This is a genomic window from Streptomyces sp. NL15-2K, from assembly GCF_030551255.1.
Taxonomy (GTDB): domain Bacteria; phylum Actinomycetota; class Actinomycetes; order Streptomycetales; family Streptomycetaceae; genus Streptomyces.
The window spans coordinates 1,415,678-1,437,150 of record NZ_CP130630.1 but is presented as its reverse complement, the minus strand read 5'-3'; the positions used below and the strand labels follow the sequence as shown (position 1 = coordinate 1,437,150).

Genomic DNA, 21,473 nt, shown 5'->3' with positions numbered 1-21,473 from the left:
GCCGATACTGGACATGGAGGCACAAGCCATGGTTTCTCGGATCGCTTGCGTGGGAGGCGGCCCCGGCGGGCTGTTCTTCGCAACGCTCCTGAAGCAGGCCGATCCATCGGTCGAGGTGCCGGTCTTCGAGCGGAATCGCCCGGACGACACCTTCGGTTTCGGCGTGGTGTTCTCCGACGCGACCCTGGCCGGCATCCACGCGGCGGACCCGGTGCTGCGCACCGCCCTCGCGGAGCACGGCCGGCACTGGGACGACATCGAGGTGCGGCTGAAGGGGCAGCGGATCCGCTGCGGCGGCAACGGCATGGCGGCGATCAGCCGCAGGACGCTGCTCCAGCTGCTGCGCCGACGGGCCGAGGAGGTGGGTGTCGAATTCCGGTTCAGCCACGAGGTCCCGGCGGATCCGGCGCAGCTGGCCGACCACGACCTGATCGTCGCCGCCGACGGCGCCAACTCCCGCTTCCGCGACCGGCTCGCCGACGTGCTCGTGCCGGAGGTGGAGGTCGCGACCGCCAAGTTCATCTGGTTCGGGACCAGCTACCTGTTCGACGGCCTGACCTTCGTGCACGAGCACGGACCGCACGGCACCTTCGCCGTGCACGGCTACCCGATCAGCGACAGCGTCAGCACCTTCATCGTGGAGACCGACGAGGAGTCCTGGCGCAGGGCCGGGCTCGACGAGTTCGACACCGCGCAGCCGCCCGGGCCGAGCGACGAGAAGACCAAGCATTACCTGGAGAAGCTCTTCGCCGAGCAGATCGACGGCCACGAGCTCCTCGTCAACAACTCCCGCTGGGGCAACTTCCGCACCCGCCGCGCCCGCCGCTGGCACTCCGGCAACGTCGTCCTGCTCGGCGATGCCGCCCACACCGCGCACTTCTCCGTCGGCTCCGGCACCAAGATGGCCATGGAGGACGCCATCGCCCTCGCCGACAGCCTGACCGCCCATCGCGACGACCTGCCGGCCGCCCTGGAGGCGTACGAGGCGGCGGCGCGGCCCTCGGTGGAGAAGATCCAGGCCTCCGCCCGGCCGAGCCTGTCCTGGTGGGAGCACTTCGGCCGCTACCACGACGCCTTCGAACCGACCCGGTTCGCCTTCCACTTCCTCTCCCGCTCCATCGGCAAGGAACGCATCGCCCGCCGCGACCCCGACTTCGTCGAGGACGTCGTACGGGACTGGCGCGCGACGCACGAGGGGCGGGACCCCTTGGACACGCCGCTGCGGGTGGGCGCGCAGGAGTTCGCCGGGCGGTGGGTGACCGGCGCCGATCTTGCGGGGGTGGCGTGTCTGTCGCTGACCGCGCCGGACGGCGAGGCACAACTACCCGTGATGTACGAGGAGTTGGAACGTGCCGTGAACGGTACGACGCCGCCTGAGCTCGTCGCCGTCCACGCCGGGACCGCGCTCACCCGGCAGCTGCTCGCGGAGCGGGCCCGGCTGGTGCACGGGGTGCCGGCGCTGATCGTGGAGGACGGGATGGACACCGACCGCGCCGAGACGCTGCTGCTGTCCGGGCGCGCCGACCTGGTGGGGAGGGCGGAAGCATGAGCGCGCACCTGACACCGCTGTTCGCCCCCGAGGGCGTCGCCGTGATCGGCGCCTCGCGGCAGCCCGGCAAGCTCGGCGCCGCCATGGCCCGCTCCCTGGCCCCGTTCCCCGGTACTCGTGCCCTGGTCAACGCCCGCCGCCCGGACCCCGACGAGGGCGTGTACGCCTCGGTCGCCGAGGCGGCCGACCAGGCCGGCGGGCGGCTCGACCTGGCCGTGCTGTGCGTGCCGGCGGCCGGCTGCGCGGACGCGCTGGCCGAGGCGGCCGCCGCGGGCTGCCGCGCCGCGCTGGTCTGCGCGGGTGGCTTCGGCGAGGCGGGACCGGAGGGCGAGCAGTACGCAAAGGCGCTGCGGCGCGTCGCCGAGGAGACCGGCATCCGGCTGCTCGGCCCCAACACCTCCGGCTTCTTCGCCCCCCACCTGGGCCTGACCGCCAGCTTCGTGCCCGCCGCCGGGCAGCTTCCCGCCGGGGACATCGCCGTCGTCGCGGCCAGCGGCGGCGTCAACCACGCGCTCTCCTTCGACCTGGTGACCGCCGGGAACGGCATCAGCCTCGGCGTGGGCATCGGCGCCGGCCTCGACGTGACCGCGGCGGACGTGCTGGAACACCTCGTGGGGGACCGTCGTACGACGGCCGTGGCGCTGCATGTGGAGACGGTTCCGGACGGGCCGCGGCTGGTGGCCGCCGTACGCCAGGTGGCCGCGGTCAAGCCGGTCGTGGCGCTGGTCGTCGGCCGCAGCGACGTCGGCGACTTCGCCCGGTCGCACACCGGGGCGCTCGCCACGAGCTGGCGCACGACACGGGCCGCACTGCGGCAGGCCGGGGCGGTGGTCGTCGACGACGAGCGGGAGCTGGTGGACGCGCTCACCGCGCTCTCCCGGATCCAGCTGCCCCCGCACCGCGACCCGGGGCTCGGCATCGTCACCGCCCAGGCCGGACCGGGGCTGCTGCTGGCCGACCGGGCGGGCACCGACGGCATCCGGACGCCGGAGCTGGCCGAGGCCACCCGGCGCACCCTCGCCGATCTCCTCCCTCCGCTCACCTACCAGCGCAACCCGGTCGACACCGGCCGGCCCGGCGAGACCTTCGCCCGCGTCCTGGACGCCACCGCCTCCGACCCGCAGGTGGACCTGCTGTCCGTGTACGCCCTCACCGAGCCCGACAGCGTCGACCTCGCCTCGGCCGCCCAGGACGCCGGCCTCGGCGCCGCCTCCCCGGCCGTGGTGGTCGTCGGCGGCCTGCCCGAGGACGTGGCGGAGCAGCGGGCGCGGCTGCACAAGGCGGGGATCCCGGCGCTCACCGGACCGGCCTCCGCCGCCAATGCCGTACGGGCGCTGGTGACGCATGCGCGGCAGCGGGCCCTGCGGGACGAGGGGCCTTTGACGGAGACGACCGCCACCGTGCCGCCCGGCCCCCTCGACGAGCACGCCGCCAAGACGTTCCTCACCGACCTCGGCGTCCGGACCCCGGACCGCGTCGCCTGCGACTCCCGCGCCGACGCCCACCACGCCCTGCGTCTGCTGGGCGGCCCCGTCGCGGTCAAGGTCCTCGACGCCGCGATCCTGCACAAGACGGAGGTCGGCGGGGTCCACCTGGGTGTCCGCACCCCCGACGAGCTCGACGCGGCGCTGGACGCCATCGGCCCCGGCCGCCGCTACCTGGTCGAGGCCATGGCCCCGCCCGGCGTCGACCTCGTGCTCGGCGTGCGCCGGGACCCCGTGTTCGGGCCGGTCGTGCTGGCGGGACTGGGCGGTACGGCCGCCGAGGCGCTGGCCGACGTGGCGATCCGGCTCGCCCCGCTCTCCGCGGCCGAGGCCGCCTCGATGCCCGGCGACCTGGCCGCCCGCGCCCTGCTCGACGGCTGGCGCGGCGGGCCGGTGCTCGACCGGGCCCAGTTCGGGCGGGTCGTCTCCGCCCTCGCCGCAGCCTTGGCCGCGAGCCCCGACACTGCCGAGATAGAGATCAACCCGCTGCGGCTCACCGCCGACGGGCTGATCGCCCTGGACGCCGTGATCGTGCCCACGGCCGACCGCACCTGAGGAGAACGACCATGCCAAGGCCGAGCAGCAACGGCGCTGTCCCCTGGCCCGCGGAGTACGCCGAGCGCTACACCGCGAAGGGCTACTGGGAAGGCCACGCCATCGGCGACCGGCTCCACGCCGCCGCCGACGCCACCCCCGACGCGGTCGCACTCGTCGACGGCGATCTGCGGCTGACGTACCGCCACCTCGCCGAGCGCGCGGACGCCGCCGCCCTGCGCCTGGCCGCACTCGGGCTCCGCCCCGACGACCGGCTCGTGACGCAGCTGCCCAACACGGCCGAGTTCGTGATCCTCACGTACGCCTGTCTGCGCCTCGGCGTCATCCCGGTGATGGCCCTGCCCGGGCATCGCAGACACGAGATCGGCTACCTCGTCGAGCACAGCGAGGCCGTGGCCATCGCGGTGCCGGACTTCCTCAAGGACCACGACCACCGGGCGATGGCGTTCGAGGTCGCCGAGGACTCGCCGACTCTCCAGCACATCCTGGTCCTTGGTGACAAGGTCGGCGACGACGCCGTGGACCTGCGGGAGTTGTGCGGGGAACCCGACGGGACGGGATCGCGGGCCGCTGTCGACGCATACCGCCCCGACAGCCGCTCGATCGCCGTCTTCCTGCTCTCCGGCGGCACCACCGGACTGCCCAAGCTCATCGCCCGTACCCACGACGACTACCTCTACAACGCCCGCCGCAGCGCCGAGGTCTGCGCATTCGGCGCGGACACGGTGTACTTCGCCGCGCTGCCTCTCGGGCACAACTTCCCCCTCGCCTGCCCGGGCCTGCTCGGCACGCTGCTGGGCGGCGGCCGCGTGGTCCTCGGCTCCCCCAACCCGGAGAAGGCGTTCGCGCTGATCGAGCGCGAGGGCGTCACCGCGAGCGCCCTCGTCCCCGCCATCGCCCAGCGCTGGCTGGACCACCACCGCGAGCACCCCGGGACCGACCTGAGCTCGCTGCGCGTCCTCCAGGTCGGCGGCTCCCGGCTCGCCGACCAGGTCGCCCGCAGGGTGCGCCCCGAACTGGGCTGCACGCTCCAGCAGGTGTTCGGCATGGCCGAGGGGCTGCTCAACTACACCCGTCCGGACGATCCCGAGGACGTCATCTGTACGACGCAGGGGCGCCCCATGTGCGCGGACGACGAGCTGCTCGTCGTGGACGAACTGGGCGACCCCGTCCCGGAGGGGACCCCGGGCGTGCTGCTCACCCGGGGCCCGTACACCCCGCGCGGCTACTACCGGGCCGAGGAGCAGAACGCCCGCGCGTTCACCGAGGACGGCTGGTACCGCACCGGTGACATCGTGCGGCTGCGGCCCGACGGCAACCTCCTCGTCGAGGGACGCGACAAGGACATGATCATCCGGGGCGGGGAGAACATCTCCGCCGAGGAGATCGAGAACTTCGCCTACCAGACCCCGGGCGTCGCACGTGCCGCCGCCGTGGCGATGCCCGACGCCCAGCTCGGCGAGCGCGTGTGCCTCTACGTCGTACCGGAACCGGGGCACACGGTGACCCTCGACGACGTCCACCGGGTCATGGAGCGTGCGGGTATCGCCCGCTTCAAGTTCCCGGACCGGCTGGTGACCGTCCCCGAACTCACCGCCACCAAGGTCGGAAAGATCGACAAGAAAGCCCTGCGCGCCGACATCGCGCGCCGCCTCGATGCCGAAGGAACCCACGATGACCAGTGACACCGACGGCACCACGGCGGTCATGGCCCCGGACGCGACCGTCATGGCCCCGGACACGACCGTCATAGCCCCGGACACGACCGTAGCCCCGGACACGACCGTCATAGCCCCGGACGAGAAGGACCCCGAACTCCGCAAGCTGTACGACGACTTCGCGGCGTCCGGCCTCATCCCCCTGTGGACCGAGATCGGCAATCTGATGCCGCTCACCCCGCAGCCGGAAGCCGTCCCGCACGTCTGGCAGTGGGACACGCTGCTGCCGCTCGCGCGCCGCTCCGGTGACCTGGTGCCGGTGGGGCGCGGCGGTGAGCGCCGGGCGATCGCGCTCGCCAATCCCGGCCTGCCCGGACGGCCGTACGCCACTCCCAACCTGTGGGCGGCGATCCAGTACCTCGGCCCGCGCGAGGTCGCGCCCGCGCACCGGCACTCGCAGGGGGCCTTCCGGTTCATCCTGGAGGGCGAGGGCGTGTGGACGGTCGTCAACGGCGACGCGGTCGAGATGCGCCCCGGAGACCTGCTGCTCACCCCGTCGATGCACTGGCACGGCCACCACCACGTCGGCGACGAGCCGATGGTGTGGCTGGACGGCCTCGACATCCCGCTCGTGCACCGCCTGGACGCCGGGTTCTTCGAGTTCGGCGAGAACGGGGTCTCCGACCGGTCGACGCCGTCGCGGTCGCGCAACGAGCGGCTCTGGGGCCACCCCGGGCTGCGCCCGATCGCAGCCGAGGACAGCACCGACTCCCCACTGATGGCCTACCGTTGGGCCGACACCGACGACGCCCTCACCGCCCAGCTGGAGCTGGAGGACGAGGGACACCCCGGTGTCATCGAGCCCGGCCACGCCGGCATCCGCTTCACCAACCCCGCCACCGGCCGCGACGCCCTGGCCAGCCTGCGCACCGAGATGCACCGCCTGCGCCCGGGCGCCGGCACCGCCACCCGCCGCACCGTCGGCTCCTCCGTCTGGCAGGTGTTCCGCGGCAGCGGCACCGTCACCCTCGACGACCGCGTGATCGAGGTGTCCGACGGCGACCTGATCGCCGTCCCCTCCTGGTGCGCCCTGACCATCACCGCGCACACACAGCTCGACCTTTTCACCTTCAGTGACGCGCCCCTCTACGAGGCGCTCAACCTCGCCCGAACCGAGACGACCGGGAGCAAGGCCTCATGAAGCTCGCCACCATCCGCACCGCCGACAGCACGGCGGCCGTCCGCCTCGACGGCGACCGGGCCGTGGAGGTCGGAGCCCCCGACGTCGCCGCCCTGCTGCGCCGCCCCGACTGGCGTACGGACGCGGCCGCCGCCGACGGCCCGGCGCACGACGCGGCCACGCTCGACCTCGCCCCGGTCGTCACGACCCCGGCCAAGATCTTCTGCGTGGGCCACAACTACCGCACCCACATCGCGGAGATGGGCCGCGAGATGCCGTCGTATCCCGCCTTGTTCGGCAAGTTCGCCAACGTCCTGCTCGGCGCGCGCGACGACATCGTCCACCCGGGCGAGACCGAGCAGTTGGACTGGGAGGCCGAACTGGGGTTCGTCATCGGCTCCCGGCTGCGCCGCCGGGCCACCGAGGAGGAGGCGGCGGCCGCGATCGCCGGCTACACCGTCGTCAACGACATCTCCATGCGCGACTGGCAGTGGCGCAGCCCGCAGTGGCTGCAGGGCAAGGCGTGGGAGGCCAGCACCCCGGCCGGACCCTGGCTGGTCACCGGCGACGAGATCGACGACGCGGCCGACCTGGAGATCCGCCTCGAGGTGGACGGCGAGGTCATGCAGCGCTCGCGCACGTCCGACCTGCTCTTCACCCCGGCCCACATCGCCGCCTACCTCAGCACGTTCACGACCCTGGAGCCGGGCGACCTGATCCTCACCGGTACGCCGGGCGGAGTCGGCGCGGCCCGTGACCCGAAGGTGTTCCTGAAGCCCGGCCAGGTGGTACGGACCGTGGTCGAGGGCGTCGGGGAGTGCGTCAATACGATCGTCGAGGACAAGGCGTGAAGGTCCTCGACTGGGTGGAGGACGGGCAGCGCCGACTGCAGGAAGCGGTCGACGCGCTGCCGGAGGAGGCGGTGACCGAGGCGTCCGCCCTGCCCGGCTGGACCCGCGGCCACCTCCTCACCCACCTCGCCCGCAACGCCGACGCCCTGGTCAACCTGCTGACCTGGGCCCGGACGGGCGTTCCGACCCCCATGTACGCCTCGCCGGACGAGCGCGCCACGGACATCGCGGCGGGCGCCGGGCGGCCCCTCGCCGAGCAGCAGACGGACGTGCGGGAATCCGCCGCCCGGTTCCGGAAAGCCGCGGAGGCGCTGTCGGCCGGTGCCTGGTCGGCCATGGTCGTCAGCGGACAGGGCCGCGACATTCCGGCGTCTCAGGTGCCGTGGCTCCGGGCCCGTGAGGTGTGGATCCACCTGGTCGACCTGGACGTCGGCGTCGGCATGGACATCCTGCCGCCCGACTTCGCCTGGGCCCTTGTGCGCGATGTGGCCGGGTGGATGGCGGCGCGTGTCGAGCCGGGCACCGGCGCAGAGTTGACGGCTCAGGGCCACGGCACCGTCGTACTCGGCACACCGTCTCCCGGCCGGACGGTCACCGGACCGCCGTACGCCCTGGCCGCCTGGCTCACCGGCCGGGGCGGCACCGAAGAACTGCGCGGCGAGTTGCCGAAGCTCCCTCGCTGGATATGACCGAGTGGTTGTCAACGATCAATCGTGTGGTTGTCAACGATCAAAGGAGATCGGCATGAGCGAGACCTTCGTCCTGGTGACCGGGGCTTGCCACGGAGGATGGGCCTGGCGCTCCGTCGCGAACGAGCTGCGGGCCGCCGGGCACGAGGTGTACACCCCCACGCTGGCCGGACTGGGCGCCGACGACGATCCGCGCGACGTGACCCTGACCGACTGTGTGAACAGTCTCGTGGAGTACGTCGAACGCGCCGGTCTGACCGACATCACGCTGGTCGGCCACAGCTGGGGCGGCTACGTGCTGGTGGGCGCGGCACCCCGGCTGGCCTCTCGGCTGCGTCGGCTGGTTTTCTGGAGCGCGTTCGTGCCGAGCGACGGCGAGTCGCTGATCGACGCGTGCCCGCCGCACTACGGCGAGATGTTCCGCGCCGTGGCGGCTGCTTCCGGCAACAACGCGGTGACCTTCCCGTTCGAGGTGTTCCAGCAGGCGTTCATGCAGGACGCCGACGAGGAGACCCAGCGGATCGTCCACTCCCTGCTCGTGCCGCAGCCGCTCGGCACGTTCACGGAGAAGCCGGACACGAGCGCGTTCTACGCGCTGGACATCCCGACCGCGTACGTCCTGTCCGAGGAGGACCTCTCCCTCCCCGGCGAGTGGCACTGGGCCGAGCGTTTCCCCCAGCGCCTGAAGAACCCGCTGATGATCAAGACTCCCGGCAGCCACGAGGCCCTCTTCACCCGCCCCGCCGAACTGGCCGACGCTTTCATCCGGGCCTGCGCCACTCCGTAGGCGGCCCCGGGTGAGGGCGCGACGTAGTGGTGGGCGCAACGGTGCCCACCACTACGTCGCGCCGGCATGCTGGTGATCACGTCGAAGGCGTGGTGGTCGCGAAACGTGGCCTCGATGTCCCGTGAGAGCCCCTTTCCCGTCTCGGCCGTCCCGGTGCGCGGCACCGGCTCATGGAAGGTGCGCAGAACCGCCGGCTTCGGACGTCTAAGCTGCGGAAACAGGCACCGCGTTTCAGAGAGTCGGACATGCTCATGCCAACTACCCCTGAGGCTGGGCGCAGGCCGGCAACACGCCGTTCAAGCGCTACAAGCAGAACACCCACGAAGGCGGCGTCCGCTGCCCGCTCATCGTGAACTGGCCCCGGGGTCTGCCGCGCACCGGCGAGATCAGGCAGCAGTTCCACCATGTCACCGACATAGTCCCGACCCTTTTCGAACTGCTCGGTCTGCGGGCTCCCGAGGTCTACAACGGCATTCCGCAACTGCCGATCCACGGTGTCAGCATGGCCTACACCTTCGACTCGCCGACCGCGCCGACGCGCAAGGAAGCCCAGTACTTCGAGATGTTCGGGCACCGCGCGATCTGGCACGACGGCTGGAAGGCCGTCACCTACCACCAACGCGGAACGTCCTTCGACGCGGACCAGTGGGAGCTCTATCACCACGACACCGACTTCTCGGAATGCAACGACCTGGCGAAGGCGCGGCCCGAGCAACTGCAGAAGATGATCTCCCGCTTCTGGGTGGAAGCAGGAAAATACGATGTGCTGCCGCTGGACGACCAGGGATTCGCCTACCGGGCGAAAATTCCGCGTCCCGGCTCTCCACGCAAGCGCACCACCTTCACCTACTACCCCGGCATGGCCCATCTGCCCGGCGCCGCGGTGCCACCGGTGATGAACCGCGGGCACCGCATCACCGCGTTCGTCGACCGGGCCGCCACGTCGGACGAGGGTGTCCTGGTGTCCCTGGGCAACATCAGCAGCGGATACGTCCTGTACGTCAAGGACAACCGGCTGGTCTACGAGTACAACTTCCTCGGCACCCGTTACACGGTGACCTCGGCGGAAGAACTCCCCACCGGCCCGGCGGAGTTGACCTTCGAATTCATCAAGACCGGCGACATGCGGGGCGTTGGACACCTGTACGTGTCAGGAAAGCCGGTCGGCAACGGGGCCATTCCGCGAGTGCTCCCGCACTTCCTGGGATGGCAGGGCCTCGACGTCGGCCGGGACACCCTGTCGCCCTCCTCACCCAGCTATGACGGCGAATTCCCGTTCACCGGAAAGTTCGAGAAGGTGGTCTTCACGGTCGCGCCGGACGAGGATGGGGAGGAACCCTTCGAGCGAATCGACTGACGGCTGGATGAGGTGAGCGGCCACCCTCATGAACTCATGACGATTCGCGTACCACGAGTTCGGTGGGAAGAACGACGCGCTGACGCGGCTCCTCGGGATTGTCGATCTCCTTGAGGAGGAAGTGGGCGATCATGCTGCCGATCTCCTCGACGGGCTGACGCACGCTGGTGAGGGGCGGGTTGCTGTGCCGGGCGATGATGGAGTCGTCGAATCCGACCACCGCCACGTCGTCGGGGACGCTCCGCTTCTGCCTGCGCAACTCCGCCAACGCCCCCACCGCCATGACGTCCGAGGCGACGAACACGGCGTCGAGCTCGGGAACTCGTTCAAGGAGTGAACGCATGGCGGCCTCGCCGCCCTCCTCGGTGAAGTCGGCCGAGGCCACGAGTCGATCGGTGACCTCGTGGCCTGCCTTTTCGAGGGCCTCCCGCCAGCCCTGGAGCCGGCTGCGCGCTACGTCCATGTCGAGGGGACCGCTGATCGTGGTGACGGTCCGCCGCCCTCGTGCGAGCAGGTGGCTGACGGCCATCGCGGCTCCGCCCGCGTTGTCGGAGTGTACGTGGCTGAGTTCGTCGTCCAACGAGTCGTCAAGCGCGTCGTAGCGCGCAAGGCCTGACCGGAGATTTCCATGACCACAGACAGCATCCCGGTCCAGGCAGCGGACGCACGCCCCGAAACCGCGCGGAAAACCGGCAAGGGCAACCCGTCCGCCGGACGGCGCCGACGACTGTTCCCGCATCCGCGTGCCGGACGTCAGCACCACGCGGGTCCCGTCGCCTACATCCTGCTGGGACTCGCGGCGGTGTTCTCTCTCTTCCCGCTCTACTGGACGATGGTCGCGGCGTCGACCGACAACACGCGCGTCACCCAGACGCCTCCGCCGTTCCTGCCCGGACCCCACCTTCTGGAGAACCTCGGCAAGGCATGGCAGGACGCCGCTCTGGGCAAAGCCATGCTCAACAGCCTGATCGTGGCCGGCGTGATCGCCCTGTCCACGGTGCTGTTCGCCACCCTCGCCGGCTTCGCGTTCGCCAAACTCCGCTTCAAGGGCCGCAACATCCTGCTCATGCTCGTCATCGGCACGATGATGGTGCCGCCCCAACTCGGCCTCGTACCGCTGTTCATGATGATGACCGAGCTGGGCTGGGGCCAGAAGCTGCCCGCCGTCATCTTCCCCACGCTCGTCAGCGCCGTCGGGGTGTTCTTCATGCGGCAGTACCTGGCCGAGGCCCTGCCCGACGAACTCGTCGAGGCCGGGCGGGTGGACGGTGCGCACTCCCTGCGCATCTTCTGGAGCATCGTGCTGCCGATCGCCCGGCCTCCCATGGCCGTGCTGTTCATGATCACGTTCGTGCACGCCTGGAACGACTTCTTCTGGCCGTTCATCGTGCTCGACATGACCAATCCGACGGTCCCCGTCGCGCTCACCCAGCTGAGCGCGGGATACGTGCGCGACCAGTCGCTGATCATGGCCGGCGCCCTGCTCGGCACGCTGCCCCTGCTCGCCATGTTCATCGTCTTCGGCCGCCAGATCGTCGGCGGAATCATGCAGGGAGCGGTCAAGGGATGAGCGCCCCGCCGTCCCCCCGGTGCCGCGGCCCTTCGACGCTGTCCGCCACCACACTTCGCCGCTCCCGCCCCGCAGTTGCATCTGGAAGGACCCACGTGACCACCGCTGCCCGACGTGTCGCGCCCGCCCCGGAGAACACCACCGGCATCACGTTCCCGCAGGGATTCACCTGGGGCACGGCGACCGCCGCGTACCAGATCGAGGGTGCCGCCTCCGTGGACGGACGCACGCCTTCGATCTGGGACACCTCTCGCACACGCCCGGCAGGGTGCGCAACGGCGACACCGGTGACGTCGCCACCGACCACTACCATCGCTGGCGCGAGGACGTCGCGATCATGGCCGACCTGGGCGTCAGCGCCTACCGGTTCTCCCTGTCGTGGCCGCGTGTGCAGCCGACCGGCCGCGGCCCGGCCGTCGAGAAGGGGCTCGACTTCTACCGCGCCCTGACCGACGCACTGCTGGAGAAGGGCATCGAACCGGTGGTCACCCTCTACCACTGGGACCTGCCCCAGGAGCTGGAGGACGCCGGAGGCTGGCCGGAGCGCGCCACCGCCGACCGGTTCGCCGACTACGCGACGCTGGCGGCCCGTGCGCTGGGGGACCGGGTGAAGACCTGGATCACCCTCAACGAGCCCTGGTGCAGCGCCTTCCTCGGATACGGCTCGGGTGTCCACGCGCCCGGGCGCACCGACCCGGTCGCGGCCCTGCGCGCGGCGCACCACCTCAACCTCGCCCACGGCAAGGCCGTTCAGGCGCTGCGCGCCGAACTGCCCGCCCGGGCGCAGGCGTCCATCACGCTCAACATCCACCACGTCCGCGCGCTGACCGAGGCGGCCGAGGACCTCGACGCGGCCCGGCGGATCGACGCACTGGCCAACCGGATCTTCACCGGCCCTGTGCTGGAGGGCCAGTACCCCCAGGATCTCCTCCAGGACACGACGAGCCTGACCGACTGGTCCTTCGTACGGGACGGCGACACCGCCACGATCCACCAGCCGCTGGACTTCCTGGGCGTCAACTACTACACACCCACACTCGTTTCCGCCGCCACCGGCGAGGCCGGCCACGGCGCCGACGGCCACGGGATGAGCGAGCACAGTCCCTGGCCCGGCGCCGACAGCGTCGCCTTCCACCGTCCTCCGGGCAGTACCACCGCGATGGGCTGGGCGGTCGACCCCAGCGGTCTGTACGACCTGCTGGTGCGACTCAAGGCGGACTTCCCCGCGATGCCTCTGATGATCACCGAGAACGGGGCCGCGTTCGACGACTACGTCAACCCGGAGGGCGAGGTGGCCGACCCTGACCGCATCGCCTACCTGCACGGCCACCTGTCGGCCGTGCAGCGGGCGATCGTGGCCGGTGTCGACGTGCGGGGCTACTTCCTGTGGTCCCTGCTGGACAACTTCGAGTGGGGCTACGGCTACAGCAAGCGCTTTGGTGCCGTCTACGTCGACTATCCGACCGGCAAGCGCATCCCCAAGGCCAGCGCGCGGTGGTACGCCGACGTGGCCCGCACCGGCACGTTGCCGGACCGGGACGGCGAGAACCGGTGAGCTCGCGTGTGACGGAGATGGGGCCGGGGAGGGCTGCTCCGGACCGCCCGACCTCCGGTCAGTTGGGCGGCGTATAGCGTCCGTCGATCGCCGTCCAGCCTCCGTCCACGAAAAGCTGGCTCCCCGTGACGAAGGACGACGCGTCCGAGGCGAGGTAGACGACGGCGCCGGCCAGCTCGTCGGGCCGGGACCAGCGGCCAAGGGCGCTCTTGGCCGCATAGGCCTCCGACCATTCCGGCACGGCCCTGATCTGCGCGGTGAGCGGTGTCTCCACGACGCCCGGGGCGACGGTGTTCACCCGCACACCCGACGGGCCCAGCTCGGCCGCCGCGGTCCGCAGCAGCTGGACGAGGCCGGCCTTCGTGGCCGCGTACACCCCCTGTCCCGGCTCGACGGCCACCGCGCGAATCGAACTGAAGCCGATGATGCTTCCGCTGCCGCGTTCGGCCATGCCACGGCCGAACGCTCGCACCAGGTCGAAGGAGGCGCGCAGATTGAGTGCCACGACCCGCTCGAATTCCTCCGTCGTGTAGTCGAGCAAGGACTTGCGTACGTTCGTCGCGGCGGTGAAGACGAGCACGTCGACGGGTCCGAGTTCCTCGGCGGCACGCGCGACCGCCTCGCCGTCGAGCACGTCGAGGGCGTACGCCGAAAGGCCCGGCCCCATCGACGCCGTGGCCGTGGCCGCCGTCAGGTCACGGTCGGCGCACACCACCGTGGCGCCGTGCGCGGCGAGGGCCAGCGCGCTCTCGCGGCCGATGCCGCTGCCCGCGCCCACCACGACAGCCCTGCGGCCGTCGAGCCTGAACAGGCGTGAGTACGTGTCCACTGCATAGGTGCGGTTCTCTGCTTGCATGGTCCTCACGGCTTCGTTGTCGTCGGACGGATCACTGCCATACGGGTCACGGTGAGTTCTTCGATGGCGAACCTCGGGCCCTCCCTTCCTGCCCCGGAGTCCTTCACGCCGCCGTACGGCATGACGTCGGAACGGAAGCCGGGAACCTCATTGACGACCACTCCGCCCACCTCCAGGCGGTCGAGAGCGGCGAACGCCGTGTCGAGGGCGCTGGTGTAGACGCTCGCGTGCAGTCCGTAGCGCGATTCGTTGACCAGGTCGAAGGCCGTCTCCAGATCGGGGACGGACCGTACCGCGACCACGGGGCCGAAGACTTCCTCGTCCCAGAGGGGCAGGCCGCGGTCCACGTCGAGCAGCACAGCGGGCTCCATCACCCCGTCGGTGACCCTGCCTCCGGCCGCCAGTGACGCCCCCGCCTCCACCGCCTCTTCCAGCCACGCGCACACCCGCTCGGTCGACCGCTTGTCGATGAGTGCCGAGACTCTCGTCGCCGGATCGCGGGGATCGCCCACGACCACTTGGGACACTCGCTCCGTCAAGCGGGCCACGAACTCCTTGCGCACGGCGTCCACCACGATGACCCGCTGCACACTGATGCATGCCTGGCCCGACGCGTAGTACCCGCCGCGCACCACCGCGTCGGCGGCGGCGTCGAGGTCGGCGTCGGCGGCCACCACCAAGGCGGCGTTGGAGCCGAGTTCGAGCAGCACTTTGGTGGGTGCCGCGTCCCGGGCGATCTGGTGTCCCACGGCGGCGGAACCGGTGAAGGACACCGCCCCGATCCGGCGGTCGGTGGTCAGCGCCACGCCCACCTCGGGGCCTCCGGTCACCAGTTGCACCGCGGCCTCCGGCGCGCCGCCGACGCGAAGCGCCTCGCGGAGGAGGTGCACCAGCCACAGGGTGGCCAGCGGCGTTTGCGGGGCGGGCTTGGCGATGACCGGGCAGCCGGCGGCCAGCGACGGCGCGAGCTTGTGCGCGGCGAGCAGCAGCGGGTAGTTGAAGCCCGCGATGCCCACCACCACGCCGATCGGCTTGCGGGTCCAGAAGCCGAGCAGCCCCTCACCCGACGGCAGCAGGTCCAGCGGCACCGTCTCCCCGTGCAGCCGGGCCACTTCCTCGGCCGCCGTCAGCAGCGTCAGCAGGGTGCGATCCACCTCGACACGGCAGTCGACCAGCGGCTTGCCGGTCTCCAGGACCAGGAGCCGTTCGAAGTCCGCGCGTCGGGAGGCGATCGCCTCGTGCGTGGCGAGCAGCGCCGCCCTGCGCGTGTGCGACGGAAGTCGGCCGACCCGCTCGCGGACCGCGACGGCCGCGTCCACCGCCTGGCGTGCGAGGTCGGCGTCCCCGACCGGCGCCCGCGCGACGAGCGTCCCGTCGTAGGGGAAGCGGACGTCCTCGGCGGCGGGTGCCTCCACCCAGGTGTCGCCGATGGGAAGACCCTCGGGAAACTCCCTCCTCACGGGGCTGTCACCGCTGGCGTGTTCATGCATGGTCAAGGTTGGTACTCCCGGTTGAGGTCGGCCGCCGACACTCCGGACAGTGCCTTGCTCAGAGTCGGAACGGCGGCGATCAGCCTGCGCGTGTAGGGATGTTGCGGTTCCTCGTACACCTGCTCCGTGGGCCCGGTCTCCACGATCTGCCCGTCATGCATGACCGCGACCCGGCCGCATACATGACGGACCACGGACAGGTCGTGGGAGACGAAGACCAGGGTGAGGGACAACTCGTCTACGACGTCGGCGATGAGGTTGAGCACTTGGGCCCGTACGGACACGTCCAGGGCGCTCACCGGCTCGTCGGCCACGATGATCTTCGGGCGGGGGGCGAGAGCGCGGGCGATGGAGATGCGCTGCCGCTGGCCGCCGGAGAACTGGTGCGGATACCGGTCCACCGCGTCGGCGCGCAGGCCGACGGCCTCGAGCAATTCGGCCACCCGCTCCTTGCGGTTCCGGTGCCCCTGCGCGACGAGCGGCTCGGCCACGATGTCGCCGACGCGCATGCGCGGGTCCAGGGCACTCATCGGGTCCTGGAACACGAGTTGGAGCCGCTCGCGGACGAACCGGAGCTGTCTCTCCCTGAGACCGGTGATGTCCCGGCCGTCGATCGCGACGCTGCCGCTGGTGGGGCGGTCGAGCCCGGCCAGAATCCGCAGCAGGGTCGACTTCCCGCACCCCGACTCGCCCACGATGCCGAACCGTTGCCCCTGGGGGATGGCGAAACTGACACCGCGCAGGGCGTGCACCGGCGGGCTGGGGTGGCGCAGCGAGGTACGAGGCCGCCGGTAGTCGCGCGTGACGTCGCGGACGCTGATGGCGTCCACGGGGGCGGTCTGCGACCCGGGTGCCAGGGGCGCGCTGGTCGGCTGCTCAGCCAAGGCCGGCCTCCTGGTTCGTGGGTACGCCGGTTTCCTGTGCGCCGGTCTCGGACACGGGGTGGAAGCAGGCATGGCCGGAGTCCGGCCCGGTCGGGACCCATTCCGGCCTGGTGGCGCACATCTCGGTCGCCTGAGCGCACCTGTTTCTGAAGACGCATCCGGCGGGGAACCGGCCCGCCGGCGGAACCGACCCGCCGATCGTGACCAGCCGACCGCGTTCGTCGACCACGGTCAGATCCGACGCGCCGATCAGGCCCTGGGTGTAGCGGTGCCGAGGGCGCGTGAACACCTCCCGTACCGGGCCGGACTCGACCACCCGCCCGCCGTACATGACCATGACCCGCTCGCAGACGGTGGCCACCACGGCCAGGTCGTGGGTGATGAAGAGCATGGCCGACCTGCGGTCCTGAACACCCCGCACGATCAGGTCGAGCACCCGTGCCTGCACCGTGACGTCGAGCGCGGTGGTGGGTTCGTCGCACACCAGGAGCGCGGGGTCGTTCGCGAGGGCGATGGCCAGCACGACCCGCTGCCGCTGGCCTCCGGAGAACTGGTGCGGATAGGCGTCGGCCGCGGCCGCGGGATCGGGAAGCCCCACCTGGGCGAGGAGTTCCACGGCGGCGGCTCGGGCGGACGCGCGGTCGGGTCTGCTCCGGTGGATCAGCAGCACCTCGGCGATCTGCCGCCCGACCTTCATCGTGGGGTTCAGAGCGGTCATGGGCTCCTGGAAGACCATGGCGATCTCCTTGCCCCGCACCCGGGACATCCGCGCCTCGTCGGCACCCACCAGGTCGTGTTCGACTCCGGCGAGCCGTACCGACCCCGTGGCCCGGAGATCCTCGGGAAGCAGGCCCATGACGCTCAGCGCGGTCAGCGACTTGCCCGACCCCGATTCACCGATGAGGCCGACCCGCTCGCCGGCCCGGATGGTGAAGTCGATGTCTTCGACCAGCTTGCGGCCGCCCACCGCGACGTCCAGATTCCGCACGGCCAACACGTCGTCGGGGGAGCCGGGGGAGCCCGGCCTGGAGGCCGGTGCCCTCTCAGGTGCCTGGGTCATCGGCGGTCCTCCAACTTTGGGTCGAAACGGTCGCGTAGGCCGTCACCGAGCAGATTGAATCCGAGCACCACCACCGCGATCGCGATGCCCGGAAACACGGCGAGCCGGGGGGCGATGGACAGCATTTCCTGGCTCTCCTGCAGCATCCGGCCCCAGGACGGTGTGGGGGGCGGGGTCCCGAAGCCCAGGAAGGACAGCGCGGCTTCGGCGAGTACGGCGATGGCGAAACCGACCGACGCCTGCACGATGACGAGACTGCTGACGTTGGGCAGGACGTGCCGCAGAGCGATCGAGAACGGCCCGCGGCCCGCCGCGCGCGCGGCGAGGACGTACTCGGTCTCCATGACCTGCAGCGTGCCGCCGCGGATCAGCCGGGCGAAATGAGGGATGGACGCGATGCCGATGGCGACCATCGCGACCAGCGTGCCGGCGCCGTACACGGCGGAGAACATGATGGTCAACAGGAGCGCCGGAAAGGCGAGAACGAGGTCGTTGCCGCGCATCAGCAGCTCCCCGAACCAGCGGGGCGCCATCCCGGCGACGATGCCGAGGGGCACTCCGACCAGGGCGGCGACCCCCACCGCCACGAAGCCGACGAACAGCGTGGTGCGGGAGCCCATCAGGATCTGGCTGAACACGTCGCGGCCGAACTTGTCCGTGCCGAACCAGTACTCCAGCGACGGCTTCTCCAGCCGTACCGAGGCGTCCACCAGGGTCGGGTCGTGCGGGGTCCACACGAAGGACAGCAGCGCCATGCCGAACACGAGCGAGACGATGAGGCCGCCCACCAGGAGGCTGCCCGGCATCGGGCGGCGCCGCCGACGGTCCTCAGGCACCGCCGACGCGACAGCGGTTTCCGTGTCCAGAACACTCATGACGCACCCACCCTCAGCCGCGGGTCGATCAGCAGATAGACCATGTCCACCAGGAAGTTCACGAGCAGCACCGCCATTGCGATGATCACGACCACGTCCTGCACCACGACGAGGTCCCGGTTGGAGACGCTGTCCAGCAGCAGGCTTCCGAGCCCGGGGATGACGAAGACCCGTTCGATGACGACGGAGCCCACCAGCAGCGTGGCGAGCTGCAACGCCAGGACGGTGACCACGGGCACCGCCGCGTTCCGCAGGCCGTGCCGCAACAGCGCCCGCGTCGGGCGAAGGCCTTTGGCGCGAGCTGTGCGCAGGTAGTCCTCCCGGAGGACGTCGAGCACGGCGCTGCGGACATAGCGGGTGAGCACGGCGCCCTGCACCACTCCGAGGGACAGCGCGGGCAGCAGCAGCTGTTTGAGGAACAGGACCGGATCCTCCACCGGGGGTGTCCAGCCGTTCGCCGGCAGCCACCCGAACTCCACCGCGAACACGGTGATCATGAGGATGCCCGCGAGAAAAGCCGGGACCGCTACGCCGACTTGGGACAGGGCCGACAGAATGAGCCCGGACGGCCTGCGGTGCCGCACAGCCATGAGGATGCCCAGGGGGAACGCCAGAATGCAGGCGACCACCATCCCCGTGCCGACGAGCCACAGGGTGACCTGGAGACGGTCGGCGATCTGCGGGCCGATCGGCGTGTGCGAGATGTAGGAGTTCCCCGGGTCGAAGGTCACCAGTCCGTGAACCCAGCTGAGGTACTGGTCCACGAGCGGCCGGTCGAGCCCGAATTCCCCGCGCAGTTGCGCCACCGCCGCGTCCGACGCGCTGGTGCCGAGGACGACGCGGGCCGGATCCCCTGGCAGCACCGCCATGAAGGCGAACACCAGCACGGAGCTCACGACAAGGCTGGCCAGGAGGATCGCGATCCGCTGTACCAGACGGACGATCATGGGTTGACGCCGCCTTTCATGACCGGCCCAGGCCGGTGAGATCCAGTGACTCGGAGACGTTGTTCACGGGCAGGCCGGTGACGTCCTTGTCCGCCACCATCAGGTTCGGCAGGAGGAACAGCCAGTCGGCCGCGGCGTCCTTGGACAGAAGCCGGGCAGCCGCCCGCAAGGAGATGATCTGCTCCTCCTGCGTGCCCTGGTCCGCCTTCTTCAGCAACGCGCGGAATTCGGGGTTGTCGTAGCGGGTGTAGGAGGTCTTGTTCCCGAACACCGCCTGCATGTCGCGGGGCTCCACATGGCCGATGATGGACATGTCGTAGTCGGCGTTCTTGAACACGGTGGTCAGCCAGGCGGCGGGGAACTCCAACTGATCGAGCTTCACCTTGAACCCGGCCTGTTCCAGCTGGCTCTTGACCACGGTGCCGCACGCGGTGGCATAAGGCAGCGTCGGGAGCCGCAGCCGCAGCGTACGGCCGGCCTGGCCGGACTCCTCGAGGAGCTTTCTGGCTTTGCCGCGGTCATATGGATACATGTTCGTGAGGTTCTGGTACCACGGGTCGGTCGGAGGGACCATGCTGCCGATGAGCTTGCCGCGGCCTCCCCAGCAGGTGTCCACAAGGGCTTTGTGGTCGATGGCGTAGCGAACTGCCTGGCGGGCCTTCGGATTTCGCAGCGGCCCCGAGCCGTTGTTGAGGGAGAGGACCACCTCGCCGTTGGTCGTGCCCTCGATGACCTTGTACTTCGGGTTGTTCTCGAACCGGTACAGAGAATCCGGGGTCTGCATCGCGCCGATCACGTCGATGGTGCCCGTGAGCAGCGCGTTGTTCATGGCCGTCGGATCCTTGAAGTACTTGAGGACGACCGACGCGAAGTGCGGTTCGCGTCCCCAGTAGCCATCACGACGGGACAGCGTGATGGAGTCGCCGCGGTTCCACCTCTTCACCACATACGGGCCGGTGCCCACCGGCTCGGTGGCCAGCTTGCTCACGCCGGTCCGGCTGAACATCGCGCCGACGCGGGTGGTCATCCGGTACAGCCAGTCGTTGCTCGGCCTTTTCAGGGTGACCTTCAGCTCGGCCGGCGACACCGCCCGCACTGTGTCGACGACGTCCATCTGCGACTTCTGCACCAGCGTCCAGTCGGACGTGACGCGTTCGATGGAGAACTTGGCGTCCTCGGCCGTGAACGGTGCGCCATTGCTGAACCTGGCGTCCTTCACCAGCTGGAACGTGTACGTCTTGCGGTCCTTGGACAGGCTCCACGACCTGGCCAGACCGGGCCGTATCCTCGCGGACTGGTCCAGCTTCACCAGGTTCTCGTAGACGTTGTAGAGCAGTGCCTGCGGAATGGCGGCGCCTTCGGTCTTGGTGAAGTCGAGGTTGGCCGGCTCGGCGGCGAGGCCGATCGTCAGGGTGTTCCTGGAATTCCCGGCACTGCCGGTTGCCAAGGAGCCGGCCGAGCAGGATGCCAGCAGCAGGCATGCGAGCGTGGCTGCGACCGTCCTGGTGTGCCGCGTCAGCCGCCTGTTGTGTCTCATGTGTTGTACCCCTGGCTTTCCATCGTCTGCAGGACGGCTGTTGCCACCTCCGCTGTGGTGGCGTTGCCGCCGAGGTCGGCCGTGTGGCGCCTGGGTGCCGCAGCCATGGCGTCGACCAGCACGGTTTCCGGCCGGACCTCCGGGTGGTGCTCGCCGACCTCGCGCACCACCCGGTCCCACAGCGGATGGCCGTATCGCATCGCGTTGGACTTGGTCACCAGGCACAGATACCCCGACCGACGGCCGGCCAGGGCGAAGGCGTGGTGCGCCGCCCGCTCGATGACGCGACGGGAGTACACGGCGATCTCGATGCCGAGATCGTGCCCCCTGTCGGCGCGCGAAACCCCGCCGCCGCCGACGTACTCGCCCTCGGTGTTCTCGCGGACGATCACCAGGTCCACGCCATCGGTGTCGCGCACCTTGGTGGGAACTCCGGGGAACGCGCGCAGTGGGCGGAGGTCCACGGCGAGGTCGAGTTGTCGTCGTAAGCCGATGACCGGGAACCACACGAGTTCGTGCGAGGTCACGTCGAGCCGGTGGCCGTCGGTGTCCCGCGTCATGGGCGCCACCTTTCGCTCTAACTGGCCTG

16 protein-coding genes and 3 pseudogenes are annotated in these 21,473 nt (G+C 70.5%); 10 read left to right on the top strand and 9 right to left on the bottom strand.

What is annotated here, in order from left to right:
- Positions 1-28 precede the first annotated feature (28 nt).
- The 8 genes and pseudogenes from Q4V64_RS05800 to Q4V64_RS05765 all read left to right on the top strand — a co-directional run.
- The gene (locus tag Q4V64_RS05800; RefSeq protein ID WP_124436600.1) at positions 29-1,549 is read left to right on the top strand and encodes an FAD-dependent monooxygenase; all 1,521 of its coding nucleotides are present in this window, start codon (positions 29-31) and stop codon (positions 1,547-1,549) included.
- Positions 1,546-3,588, top strand: a complete 2,043-nt coding sequence (locus tag Q4V64_RS05795; RefSeq protein ID WP_124436599.1) for an acetate--CoA ligase family protein — start codon at positions 1,546-1,548, stop codon at positions 3,586-3,588. The genes Q4V64_RS05800 and Q4V64_RS05795 overlap by 4 nt, the downstream gene beginning before the upstream one ends.
- Before the next feature lie 11 nt (positions 3,589-3,599).
- Complete coding sequence (locus Q4V64_RS05790; RefSeq protein ID WP_124436598.1) at positions 3,600-5,273, top strand: AMP-binding protein; 1,674 nt, start codon at positions 3,600-3,602, stop codon at positions 5,271-5,273.
- A gap of 22 nt (positions 5,274-5,295) precedes the next feature.
- On the top strand, positions 5,296-6,447 hold the full coding sequence (locus Q4V64_RS05785) for a cupin domain-containing protein (RefSeq protein WP_348540839.1): 1,152 nt from the start codon (positions 5,296-5,298) through the stop codon (positions 6,445-6,447).
- Entirely contained in the window at positions 6,444-7,277 is an 834-nt protein-coding gene (locus Q4V64_RS05780) for a fumarylacetoacetate hydrolase family protein (RefSeq protein WP_124436597.1), read from the top strand. The genes Q4V64_RS05785 and Q4V64_RS05780 overlap by 4 nt, the downstream gene beginning before the upstream one ends.
- Positions 7,274-7,966, top strand: coding sequence for a maleylpyruvate isomerase family mycothiol-dependent enzyme (locus Q4V64_RS05775; protein WP_124436596.1), 693 nt, complete (start codon positions 7,274-7,276; stop codon positions 7,964-7,966). Before Q4V64_RS05780 ends, Q4V64_RS05775 begins: the two co-directional genes overlap by 4 nt.
- A 55-nt stretch (positions 7,967-8,021) precedes the next feature.
- Complete coding sequence (locus Q4V64_RS05770) at positions 8,022-8,753, top strand: alpha/beta fold hydrolase (RefSeq protein WP_124436595.1); 732 nt, start codon at positions 8,022-8,024, stop codon at positions 8,751-8,753.
- A gap of 295 nt (positions 8,754-9,048) precedes the next feature.
- Positions 9,049-10,110: pseudogene (locus Q4V64_RS05765) on the top strand (sulfatase/phosphatase domain-containing protein); the annotation flags it as partial.
- Positions 10,111-10,144: 34 nt separating this feature from the next.
- Here Q4V64_RS05765 and Q4V64_RS05760 read toward each other — a convergent pair.
- Positions 10,145-10,684, bottom strand: a pseudogene (locus tag Q4V64_RS05760) (substrate-binding domain-containing protein); the annotation flags it as partial.
- 54 nt (positions 10,685-10,738) lie between these two features.
- Here Q4V64_RS05760 and Q4V64_RS05755 point away from each other — a divergent pair.
- Positions 10,739-11,680 (top strand): carbohydrate ABC transporter permease, encoded by a 942-nt coding sequence (locus Q4V64_RS05755; RefSeq protein ID WP_124436594.1) that lies wholly within the window; start codon positions 10,739-10,741, stop codon positions 11,678-11,680.
- A gap of 95 nt (positions 11,681-11,775) precedes the next feature.
- A pseudogene (locus Q4V64_RS05750) lies at positions 11,776-13,235 on the top strand (GH1 family beta-glucosidase).
- 58 nt (positions 13,236-13,293) lie between these two features.
- Here the strand turns inward: Q4V64_RS05750 and Q4V64_RS05745 are convergent.
- Genes Q4V64_RS05745 through Q4V64_RS05710 form a run of 8 tightly spaced genes read right to left on the bottom strand, consistent with a single transcriptional unit; the run spans position 13,294 to position 21,444 of the window.
- Positions 13,294-14,091, bottom strand: coding sequence for an SDR family oxidoreductase (locus Q4V64_RS05745; RefSeq protein WP_124436593.1), 798 nt, complete (start codon positions 14,089-14,091; stop codon positions 13,294-13,296).
- 5 nt (positions 14,092-14,096) lie between these two features.
- Entirely contained in the window at positions 14,097-15,581 is a 1,485-nt protein-coding gene (locus Q4V64_RS05740) for an aldehyde dehydrogenase family protein (RefSeq protein WP_172628928.1), read from the bottom strand.
- A gap of 2 nt (positions 15,582-15,583) precedes the next feature.
- The gene (locus Q4V64_RS05735) at positions 15,584-16,465 is read right to left on the bottom strand and encodes an ATP-binding cassette domain-containing protein (protein WP_124436592.1); all 882 of its coding nucleotides are present in this window, start codon (positions 16,463-16,465) and stop codon (positions 15,584-15,586) included.
- A complete protein-coding gene (locus Q4V64_RS05730) occupies positions 16,458-17,525 on the bottom strand; it encodes an ABC transporter ATP-binding protein (protein ID WP_348540793.1) in 1,068 nt (355 codons plus the stop codon). Before Q4V64_RS05730 ends, Q4V64_RS05735 begins: the two co-directional genes overlap by 8 nt.
- Positions 17,522-18,400 carry an ABC transporter permease gene (locus Q4V64_RS05725; RefSeq protein ID WP_216377506.1) on the bottom strand — a complete coding sequence of 293 codons (879 nt, stop codon included), beginning with the start codon at positions 18,398-18,400 and terminating at the stop codon, positions 17,522-17,524. Before Q4V64_RS05725 ends, Q4V64_RS05730 begins: the two co-directional genes overlap by 4 nt.
- Positions 18,397-19,347: an ABC transporter permease gene (locus Q4V64_RS05720; protein ID WP_124436590.1), complete on the bottom strand. Its 951-nt coding sequence runs from the start codon at positions 19,345-19,347 to the stop codon at positions 18,397-18,399. Before Q4V64_RS05720 ends, Q4V64_RS05725 begins: the two co-directional genes overlap by 4 nt.
- Before the next feature lie 16 nt (positions 19,348-19,363).
- Positions 19,364-20,884, bottom strand: coding sequence for an ABC transporter substrate-binding protein (locus Q4V64_RS05715; protein ID WP_124436589.1), 1,521 nt, complete (start codon positions 20,882-20,884; stop codon positions 19,364-19,366).
- Positions 20,881-21,444 carry an isocitrate/isopropylmalate family dehydrogenase gene (locus Q4V64_RS05710; protein WP_253266610.1) on the bottom strand — a complete coding sequence of 188 codons (564 nt, stop codon included), beginning with the start codon at positions 21,442-21,444 and terminating at the stop codon, positions 20,881-20,883. Before Q4V64_RS05710 ends, Q4V64_RS05715 begins: the two co-directional genes overlap by 4 nt.
- Positions 21,445-21,473: the final 29 nt, after the last annotated feature.